This window comes from Nocardioides sp. Z21_20 (genome assembly GCF_059766585.1).
This window is the reverse complement of record NZ_JCBAJX010000004.1, coordinates 257,076-266,563: the sequence shown is the minus strand read 5'-3', so window position 1 is coordinate 266,563 and position 9,488 is coordinate 257,076. Positions and strand designations below refer to the sequence as shown.

The window sequence follows — 9,488 nt, the reverse complement described above, 5'->3', positions numbered from 1 at the left end:
ACCACCATCAGGTGACGATCAGGCGCCGGGGCAACCTGCAGAAACTTACCCGATCCGCACCACCCGGTCAAACCGGAGACACAGCGAAAGGGGCCGACCTGAGAGCCGGGAGCCCGCACCCTCTTCAGGGCCTTGCTCCCCGCCGCTCTCGGCGACAGACAGAACATTAGACCGGGCCCGACCTGGTGGGCAACTCGGGGCCACGTGACGCCGGGCACAGTCAGGTTTGAAGCGGGCCAGCGTCCCGTCTTCGCAGGTCAGAGGCCCGGGTCGGCCAGTCCTCGTGCGTCGGCCACGCTTCGGCTGCCGGACAGCCTCAGGGCCTCCGTCGTCTGCCGAGCGAGCTCCGCGTGCCAGGCGGCGACCCCGCCCTCCCCGTCGACCAGCGCGTAGAGGGCGGGGCGCCCCAGGAACACCGCCCGGGCGCCCAGGGCACACGCGGTCACCACGTCCAGGCCGGTGCGCACTCCCCCGTCGACGTACACCTGCGCGGTGTCGCCGAGGGCGTCCACGACCGCGGGCAGCGCAGCCGCGGTCGAGACCGTCCGGTCCAGCTGGCGCCCTCCGTGGTTGGAGACCCAGACCGCGGCCGCGCCCGCCTGGACGCAGCGCACCGCGTCGTCGGGGCGGAGCACTCCCTTGACCACGACGGGCAGGCCGGTGAGGGCGGCCACCCAGCCGATGTCGTGGGGGCCGAGGTCGGGCGCCTTCTCCGAGCCTGGCTGCTCGTCGTAGCCGGCGTCGAAGTTCACTCGCAGCAGGCCGGCGTCGACGCTCTCCCACACGCTGGTCTCACCACGCTGGTACTTGGTGCCGACGACGGGGGTGTCCACGGTGAGCACCACGGCCTGCGCGCCCGCCGCCACGGCGCGCGCCAGCAGCGGCTTGGCCAGCGTCCGGTCCGCGGGCAGGTAGGCCTGCAGCCACCAGTGCACCCCGGTCTCGCCGATCGCCGCGAAGGAGGTGCCGGCGTTGCTGGACACGACCATCGGCGAGCCGGCGGCCGCGCAGGCGCGCGCCATCGCCAGCTCGCCGTCGGGGTGCACCGCCCGCTGGAACGTCGTCGGCGCCACGCCCCACGGCACGGCCAGGTCGTGGCCGAGCAGGCTCACGGTGAGGTCGACGCTGGTCACGTCGCGCAGCACCCGCGGGTGCAGGCGCACCTGGCGCCAGGCGGGTGCGGCCTCCTGGGTGGTGACGCCCTCGCGCGCCCCCTGTGCGACGTACTCGAAGACCTCGGGCGCGAGCACGGACTGCGCTCGGGCCTCCAGGGACTCGGGCCACCCGCTCACGCCGCCTCCTCAGCCGATCTCGACGCCGGCCAGGTTGCGCTTGCCGCGACGCAGGACCAGCCAGGTGCCGCCCAGCAGGTCCGCGCGGGCGGGCACGTGCTCGGGGTCGCTGACCCGGACGTTGTTCACGTAGGCGCCTCCCTCGGAGACGGTACGGCGAGCGTCGCCCTTGCTCTTGGACAGGCCGGTGGCCACGAGCAGCTCCACCACGTTGGGCAGCGCCTCGGCGCCGTCCAGGCGGACGGCGCCGGCCTCGCGCAGTGCGGCGCCGAGCGTGGCGGGGCTCAGTGCGGCGAGGTCGCCGCCGCCGAAGAGCGCCGCGGAGGCGGCCTTGATCCGCTCGGTCTCCTCGGCGCCGTGCACCAGGGTGGTGACGTGCTCGGCCAGGGCCTTCTGCCCCGCACGCAGGAACGGCTTCTCCGCGGTCTGCCGGTCGAGCTCCTCGATCTCCTCGCGGGAGAAGAAGGTGAAGATGCGCAGCAGCTCACCGACCTTCTCGTCCTCGACGTTGAGCCAGAACTGGTAGAAGGCGTAGGGAGACATCATCTCGGGGTCGAGCCACAGGGCTCCACCCTCGGTCTTGCCGTACTTCGTGCCGTCGGTCTTGGTGATCAGCGGGGTGGCGAAGGCGTGGGCCTTGCCGCCCTCGGAGCGACGGATCAGCTCGACGCCGCCGGTGAGGTTGCCCCACTGGTCGGAGCCGCCGAACTGCAGCGTCACACCGTGGTCGCGGTAGAGCTGCAGGAAGTCCATCGACTGCAGCAGGATGTAGCTGAACTCGGTGTAGCTGATCCCGGCCTCGAGACGGCTCTTCACCACGTCGCGCGCCAGCATCCGGTTGACCGGGAAGTGCTTGCCGATGTCGCGCAGGAAGTCGATCGTCGACAGCGGCGCGGTCCAGTCGAGGTTGTTGACCATGGTCGCGGCGTTCTCGCCCTCGAAGGCCAGGAACGGCTCGATCTGGGAGCGCACCCGGGCCACCCAGTCGGCCACCGTCTCCGGCGAGTTGAGCGTCCGCTCCCCGGAGTCGCGCGGGTCGCCGATCATCCCGGTGGCGCCGCCGACCAGGGCGTACGGCGTGTGCCCGGCGTCCTGGAGCCGCTTGGCGGTGAGGATCTGCACCAGGTTGCCCATGTGCAGGCTCGGGGCAGTGGGGTCGAAGCCCACGTAGTACCGCACGCTGCCCTCGGCCAGCGCCGCGCGGAGCGCGTCGCGGTCGGTCGAGTGGGCGATCAGGCCACGCCACTCGAGCTCGTCGAGGACATTCTGGGCGGTCACGGGCTTTCCTTCCGGTCGGACAAGCGGTCGGGACCCAGTCTGCCCCACTGCCCACGGGCCCCCGGGATCGGCCGCGACGCACGCGGCGAGACGGTTGACATACCCCACCTCGGGTCTGGTTAGGTTTGCCTAACCTAACCAATCTCGGAGGACTACGTGAGCTCGGCACTCCCCCCATCCCCTGTCACGACCCGCAGGCACCACGCGTCGCAGGGACGCGACGACAGACGTCCCGTCCCGGCGCTCGTGGACGCCACCTCGGCCGAGGCCCTCGCCGAGCAGCTCGACCTGGCCCGGACCCTGGTCACCGACACCTTCGCCTCGGTCACCCGACCGTTCTCGGGCACCACCCCCGACGCGGGCCGTCGCGACGTCGCCGCGATCGATCTCGACACCCCGCTGCGCGACACCGCCGCGGCCCTGGCGGAGGTGCGCGAGGTCTACCTCGACCACGCGGTCTACTTCCACCACCCGCACTACCAGGCACACCTGAACTGCCCCGTCGCGATCCCGGCGGTGGTGGCCGACGTGATCGCCAGCGCGGTCAACTCCTCGATGGACACCTGGGACCAGAGCGGTCCCGCCACCCACATCGAGCGGCGCCTGGTCGACTGGACCGCCCAGCGGATCGGCCTGGGCCCCCGCGCGGACGGCGTCTTCACCAGCGGCGGCACCCAGTCGAACATGCAGGCGCTGCTGCTGGCCCGCGGCGAGGCGCTCGCCGCCGGGGCCGAGCTGTCCGCGCTGCGCATCGTGACGACCGGGCACGCCCACTTCAGCAGCCGCAAGTCGGCGATGGTGCTGGGGCTGGGCGAGGACGCCGTCGTGCCGGTCACCACCGACGCGGTCGGCCGGATGGACGCCGCGGACCTGGACGCCGTGCTGGTCGCGCTGCGCGCCGAGGGGCTGCACCCGATGGCGGTGGTCGCCACCGCCGGCACCACCGACCTGGGCTGCATCGACCCGCTGCCCTCGATCGCCCGCGCCTGCCGGCGCCACGACGTCTGGCTGCACGTCGACGCCGCCTACGGCGGAGGGCTGCTGGCCTCGCGCCGGCGCCGGCACCTGCTGACCGGCATCGAGCGGGCCGACTCGGTGACCGTCGACTTCCACAAGACGTTCTTCCAGCCGGTCGCGTCCAGCGCGCTGATCGTGGCCGACGTGGCGACGCTGCGCCACGTGACCCACCACGCGGCGTACCTCAACCCGCAGCGCGACGTGCTCGAGGAGATCCCCAACCAGGTCGACAAGAGCCTGCAGACCACCCGGCGCTTCGACGCCCTGAAGCTCTGGATGACGCTGCGGGTGCTCGGACCGGACCGGCTGGGCGAGCTCTTCGACACCGTGATCGACCTGGCCGCGGACGTGCGCGAGGGACTCTGCGGAGACCCCGACTTCGCGGTGCTCACCGACACCGACCTGAGCACGGTGCTGTTCCGCTTCGAGGAGTCCGGGGTCGACACCCGCGTCCTCGACGAGGTCAACAAGACCGCCCGCGACCTGCTCTTCCGCAGCGGCCTGGGGGCGGTGGCGCGCACCGAGCTCGAGGGCCGGACCTGGCTCAAGCTGACCCTGCTCAACCCGGCCACCACCCTCGGCGACGTCGACCACGTCCTCGATCTGGTGCGCGGGCACGCCCGGGCCTGCCTGGCCGCCCGTGAGGAAGGTGTCGCCTGATGCACGTCCACGACTTCGTCGCCGTCGGCCTCGGGCCGTTCAACCTCGGCCTCGCCTGCCTGGCCGAGCCGCTGCCGGACCTCGACGGCGTCTTCCTCGAGGCCCGCGGCGAGTTCCGCTGGCACCCCGGGATGATGCTCGACGACGCCACCCTGCAGGTGCCGTTCCTGGCCGACCTGGTCACGATGGCCGACCCCACCTCCCCGTTCTCCTTCCTCAACTACCTCAAGGAGAAGGGCCGGCTCTACCCGTTCTACGTGCGGGAGTCCTTCTTCCCGATGCGCCGCGAGTACGACGACTACTGCCGCTGGGCGGTCTCCCGGCTGCGCTCGATCACGTTCCACCGCCAGGTGGTCGCGGTCACCTTCGATGAGGGGGCCGGCTGCTACACCGTGCGCAGCACCGACCCCCGCGACGGCAGCGAGCACGTGCACCACGGGCGGCGGATCGTGCTGGGCGTGGGCACCACGCCGTACGTCCCGGACGCGCTGCGCGACCTCGCCGGCCCGGTCACCCACAGTGCCGGGTACCTCGACGCCCGCGAGGACCTGCTGGCCCGCGACGACGTCACGGTCGTGGGCAGCGGGCAGAGCGCCGCGGAGATCGTCAGCGACCTGCTCGCCCACGCCCCGCGCACCCAGCAGCTGCGCTGGGTCACCCGCAGCCCGCGCTTCTTCCCGTTGGAGTACACCAAGCTCACCTTGGAGCTGACGTCGCCGGAGTACAGCCGGCACTTCCAGTCGCTGCCGCCCGAGCGGCGCGCCGGGCTGCTGCGCTCCCAGGCGGGGCTCTACAAGGGCATCAGCGGCGAGCTCGTCGACCAGCTGCACGAGCAGCTGTACCGGCGCAGCCTCACCGACGCGGTCGCCCCGCAGCTGCTGACCGCCGCCGAGGTGACCGCCGTGGAGCACGACGGGGTCCGGCACCGGCTGCACGTGCACCACACCGAGCTGGAGGAGGACTACCGGCTCGACACCGAGGCGCTGGTGCTCGCGACCGGCTACTCCGGCCGGCTGCCGGACTTCCTGGCCCCGGTGCGCGACCGGCTCCACCTCGACGAGCGCGGCCGCCCGCTGGCGAGCCCCGACTTCGCCATCGACACCACCGGCGCCGGCGTGTTCGTGCAGAACGCCGAGCTGCACACCCACGGGCTCGTCGCCCCCGACCTGGGCATGGGCGCCTGGCGCAACTCGGTGATCCTGGCTCGGATGCTCGGACACGAGCCCTACCCGGTCGAGCGACGCGTCGCCTTCCAGGAGTTCGGCGTGCCCGCCCCGAGCAGCAAGGAGCTCGTGCGATGACCGCGACCACCGTGACCACCTTCCGCACCCGCCCGCTGCGCCTCGACGACGACCTGGCGCTGCTGCACGGCTGGGTGACCCACGAGCGCTCGGTGTTCTGGGGGATGCAGGGTGCCAGCCGCGACGACGTCCGGCGCGAGTACGCGGCGATCGCGGCGAACCCGCACCACGACGCCCGGATCGGTCTGCTCGACGGTGAGCCCGTCTTCCTGATGGAGACCTACGACCCCGCCCACCACGAGCTGGCCCAGCACGCGCCGCTGTGCGCCGGTGACCTGGGGATGCACTTCCTGGTGGCTCCGCCGGGCCCTGCCGGACCGGTCCACGGCTTCACCCGGGCGGTGATCGAGGCGGTGCTGCAGGAGTGCTTCGCCGACCCGGCGGTACGTCGCGTGGTCGTCGAGCCGGACGCCGAGAACGAGCGCGTCCACGCCCTGAACGCGGCGATGGGCTTCCTCGTCGAGCGCGTGATCACGCTGTCGGACAAGCAGGCACTGCTCAGCTTCTGCACCCGCGAGGCGTTCCACAGGAGGACCCGATGACGACCCCCGACACCCGGCACCTGACCCCGGAGCGGATGGCCGCCGCACACCGCGCCCAGGTGGCCAAGGCCCTGGCCGAGCTCGCCCACGAGGAGCTGCTGCAACCCCAGCCGGACGGCGACGGAGGCTGGCAGGTCGCCGCGGACGACGGCTCGGCCCAGTGGCGCTACCGGGCGCGCCGGCTGCCGCTGGACCACTGGATCGTCGACGCCGAGTCCGTGCGCCGCGTCGCGGACGGGCGCGACACCCCGGTCGACGCCCAGCGCTTCGTGCTCGACCTGCAGGAGTCCCTGGGCCTGAGCGAGACGGTCCTGCCGACCTACCTGGAGGAGATCGCCTCCACGCTGGCCGGGCGCGCCTGGAAGCTGCGTCCCGAGGCGCCGACGTCGGCCGACCTGCTGGAGGCCGACTTCCAGCAGGTGGAGGCGGCGATGAGCGAGGGCCACCCCTGCTTCGTGGCCAACAACGGCCGGATCGGCTTCGGCGTCGACGACTACCACGCCTACACCCCCGAGACCGGCGCCCGGCTGCGGTTGGAGTGGCTGGCGGTCCGCGCCGACCTCGCCACCTACGCCGGTGTGGCCGGCCTGGAGGACCAGCGGGCGCTGCTGGCCGGCGAGCTCGCCCCCGAGGAGCTCGACGGCTTCGAGAAGCGGCTGCGCGACCTCGGGCTGGACCCGGACGACTACCTGCTCGTGCCGTGCCATCCCTGGCAGTGGCGGATGAAGATCGCGGTCACCTTCGCCCCGCAGGTCGCCGCCCACGAGATCGTGCACCTGGGGACCGGGGCCGACGCCTACCAGCCGCAGCAGTCGGTGCGCACCTTCTTCAACACCGACCGTCCCGAGCGGCACTACGTGAAGACGTCGCTCTCGGTGCTCAACATGGGCTTCATGCGCGGCCTGTCGCCGGCCTACATGGCGGTCACGCCGGCCATCAACAGCTGGGTGGACGCACTGGTGCGCGACGACGAGGAGCTGGCCCGGCACGGGTTCTCGGTGCTGCGCGAGGTCGCCGCGATCGGCTACCGGCACCCCGTCTACGAGGAGGTGGCCCGGCGCACCGGCCCCTCGCCGTACACCAAGATGCTCTCCGCGCTGTGGCGCGAGAGCCCGCTGGACCGCATCGAGGACCAGGAGCGGCTGGCCACGATGGCCTCGCTGCTGCACGTCGACGCCGCCGGCACCCCGTACGTCGCGGAGCTGGTGCGCGCCTCCGGCCTGAGCGCGGCCGACTGGGTGGGGCGCTACCTCGAGGCGTACCTGGTCCCGGTGCTGCACTGCTTCTACGCGCACGGGCTGGTCTTCATGCCGCACGGCGAGAACCTGATCCTGGTGCTGCGCGACCACGTGCCGGTGCGCGTGGTGATGAAGGACATCGGCGAGGAGGTCGGGCTCTTCGCCACCGCCGCGCACCCTCACGACGAGCTCCCCGAGGACGTGCGCCGCATCGCCGCCGACCTGCCTGAGGAGCAGCAGCTGCTGGCCATCTTCTCGGACGTGATGGACTGCTTCCTGCGGTTCCTCGCCGGCCTGCTGGACGAGGCCGGGGTGCTGGGCGCCGACGATTTCTGGGCGGAGGCGGCCGCCTGCGCGCGCCGCTACCAGGCGTCGCACCCCGAGCTCGCCGCGCGCTTCGCCGGCCACGACCTGTTCGCCGCCCGGATCCCGCGGATGTGCATGAACCGGCTCCAGCTGCGCAACAACCAGCAGATGGTGGACCTCGGCGACCCGTCGAGCGCGCTGGCCCTGGCCGGGCCGTTGGAGAACCCCCTGGCACAGTGAGCCTCGTCTCGCCGCACGCACACCGGCGGGGCCGACCGGCCCCGCCGGGTGTGTGCCGCGCACGCTCGGGGGGTACACAGGGAGTCGGCATCCTCAGCGAGGGGGCTGCCGCACGCCCGATTCCCCGCGGAAGGTTCGAACACGTTGATCGCAGGCAGGTACACCCTCGAGCGCGAGGTCGGGCGCGGCGGGATGGGCGCAGTCTGGCTGGCACGGGACGAGGTGCTCGGCCGCGCGGTCGCGCTCAAGCGGATCGGGATGGCGCCGGGGACCGAGACGGCCGACCTGGAGCGCGCCGCCCGTGAGGCCCGCCTGGCGGCGATGCTGAACCACCCGCACGTGGTGGCCGTCTTCGACCTCGTCACCCACGACGACCAGCAGTGGCTGGTGATGGAGTACGTGGAGAACGTGACCCTCGCCGAGCTGGTCCGGCGCGAGGGTCCCCTCTCCCCCGAGGATGCCGCGCCGCTGCTGCTGCAGGCGGCCGACGCCCTGGCCGCCGCGCACGCCGCGGGCATCGTGCACCGCGACGTCAAGCCCTCGAACATCCTGGTCACCCAGCAGGGCCAGGTGAAGCTCACCGACTTCGGCATCGCCCGCGCGGAGGCGGACGCCTCGCTCACCCAGACCGGTCTGGTCACCGGCTCCCCCGCCTACCTCGCGCCCGAGGTGGCCAGGGGGCAGGTGGCCAACGACGCCAGCGACGTCTGGTCGCTGGGTGCCACCTGCTTCCACGCCCTCGCCGGCCACCCGCCCTACGACGTGACCGGCAACCTGATGGGCGCCCTGTACCGGATCGTGAACGAGGAGCCGCCCCGCCTCGACGACGCCGGGCCGCTCGCCCCGCTGCTCGAGGCGACGATGGCCCACGACCCGGAGCGCCGCTGGTCGATGGCCCAGGTCAAGGAGTTCCTCGCCGAGGCCTGCGCCCGGCAGGACGTCCCGGTCGCGGCGGACGCGCGCACCGCCCTCCAGCCGATCGTCCGCGAGGAGCCCGCGCCCGCTCCTGCGCCTACTCCCGTGTCTGCTCCGGCGCCCGCTCTGGCGCCCGACCCGTCCCGACGACGACGCCCCTGGCTGGTCCCGCTCGCCGCGGTCGCGGTGCTGGCCATCGTCGCCGTCGTCGGGTGGCTCGCGCTGAGCAGCGACGACGGGGCCCCGGACGGCGAGCGGGCCCGAGCCGACGCCCCGGCGACCTCGTCGGCGTCCCCCTCCCAGAAGAGCACCCCCACCCCGACGCCCAGCGACACCGCGCCGCCGACCCCCGAGGGCCCCGAGGCCGAGGAGATGGAGAGCTTCGTCGCCGACTACCTCGCCACGGTGACCTCGGACCCGAAGACGACCTGGCGGTGGCTCACCCCGGAGTTCCAGGGCCGCAGTCGCGGCTTCGGCTCCTACAGCGGCTTCTGGAGCACGATCGCGTCGGCCCGAGTGACCCAGGCCAGCGCCGACCCCGAGGCGATGACGGTGAACTACTCCGTGGACTACACGAAGAAGAACGGCGAGCGCACCAGCGATCAGGTGACGCTGCAGCTGGTCTACCAGGACGGCGAGTACCTGATCGCCCAGGAGCTCAGCTGACCTGGCCCGCACTCGCGCCGGCTCGCATAGTCT

At 72.6% G+C, this 9,488-nt stretch carries 7 protein-coding genes; 5 read left to right on the top strand and 2 right to left on the bottom strand.

The genetic code is table 11. From position 1 onward, the window contains the following. Positions 1-257: 257 nt before the first annotated feature. Positions 258-1,292: an alpha-hydroxy acid oxidase gene (locus AC6EH9_RS09980; RefSeq protein ID WP_498422699.1), complete on the bottom strand. Its 1,035-nt coding sequence runs from the start codon at positions 1,290-1,292 to the stop codon at positions 258-260. Between the two features lie 9 nt (positions 1,293-1,301). After that, on the bottom strand, positions 1,302-2,570 hold the full coding sequence (tyrS, locus tag AC6EH9_RS09975; protein ID WP_498422696.1) for a tyrosine--tRNA ligase: 1,269 nt from the start codon (positions 2,568-2,570) through the stop codon (positions 1,302-1,304). A gap of 246 nt (positions 2,571-2,816) precedes the next feature. Between tyrS and AC6EH9_RS09970 the strand changes: the two genes are divergently transcribed. From AC6EH9_RS09970 to AC6EH9_RS09950, 5 genes are all read left to right on the top strand, one after another. Beyond that, positions 2,817-4,247 (top strand): pyridoxal phosphate-dependent decarboxylase family protein, encoded by a 1,431-nt coding sequence (locus AC6EH9_RS09970; protein ID WP_498422694.1) that lies wholly within the window; start codon positions 2,817-2,819, stop codon positions 4,245-4,247. Then, positions 4,247-5,548, top strand: coding sequence for a lysine N(6)-hydroxylase/L-ornithine N(5)-oxygenase family protein (locus AC6EH9_RS09965; protein ID WP_498422692.1), 1,302 nt, complete (start codon positions 4,247-4,249; stop codon positions 5,546-5,548). Before AC6EH9_RS09970 ends, AC6EH9_RS09965 begins: the two co-directional genes overlap by 1 nt. Then, positions 5,545-6,090 carry a GNAT family N-acetyltransferase gene (locus AC6EH9_RS09960; protein ID WP_498422690.1) on the top strand — a complete coding sequence of 182 codons (546 nt, stop codon included), beginning with the start codon at positions 5,545-5,547 and terminating at the stop codon, positions 6,088-6,090. The genes AC6EH9_RS09965 and AC6EH9_RS09960 overlap by 4 nt, the downstream gene beginning before the upstream one ends. Further along, positions 6,087-7,874, top strand: a complete 1,788-nt coding sequence (locus AC6EH9_RS09955; protein WP_498422688.1) for an IucA/IucC family protein — start codon at positions 6,087-6,089, stop codon at positions 7,872-7,874. The genes AC6EH9_RS09960 and AC6EH9_RS09955 overlap by 4 nt, the downstream gene beginning before the upstream one ends. A 144-nt stretch (positions 7,875-8,018) precedes the next feature. Further along, complete coding sequence (locus AC6EH9_RS09950) at positions 8,019-9,455, top strand: serine/threonine-protein kinase (protein ID WP_498422687.1); 1,437 nt, start codon at positions 8,019-8,021, stop codon at positions 9,453-9,455. Positions 9,456-9,488: the final 33 nt, after the last annotated feature.

Coding starts and splice junctions, on each gene's coding strand:
- AC6EH9_RS09960 (WP_498422690.1), top strand. CDS start 5,545: ATGACCGCGACCACCGTGACCACCTTCCGCACCCGCCCGCTGCGCCTC.
- AC6EH9_RS09965 (WP_498422692.1), top strand. CDS start 4,247: ATGCACGTCCACGACTTCGTCGCCGTCGGCCTCGGGCCGTTCAACCTC.
- AC6EH9_RS09955 (WP_498422688.1), top strand. CDS start 6,087: ATGACGACCCCCGACACCCGGCACCTGACCCCGGAGCGGATGGCCGCC.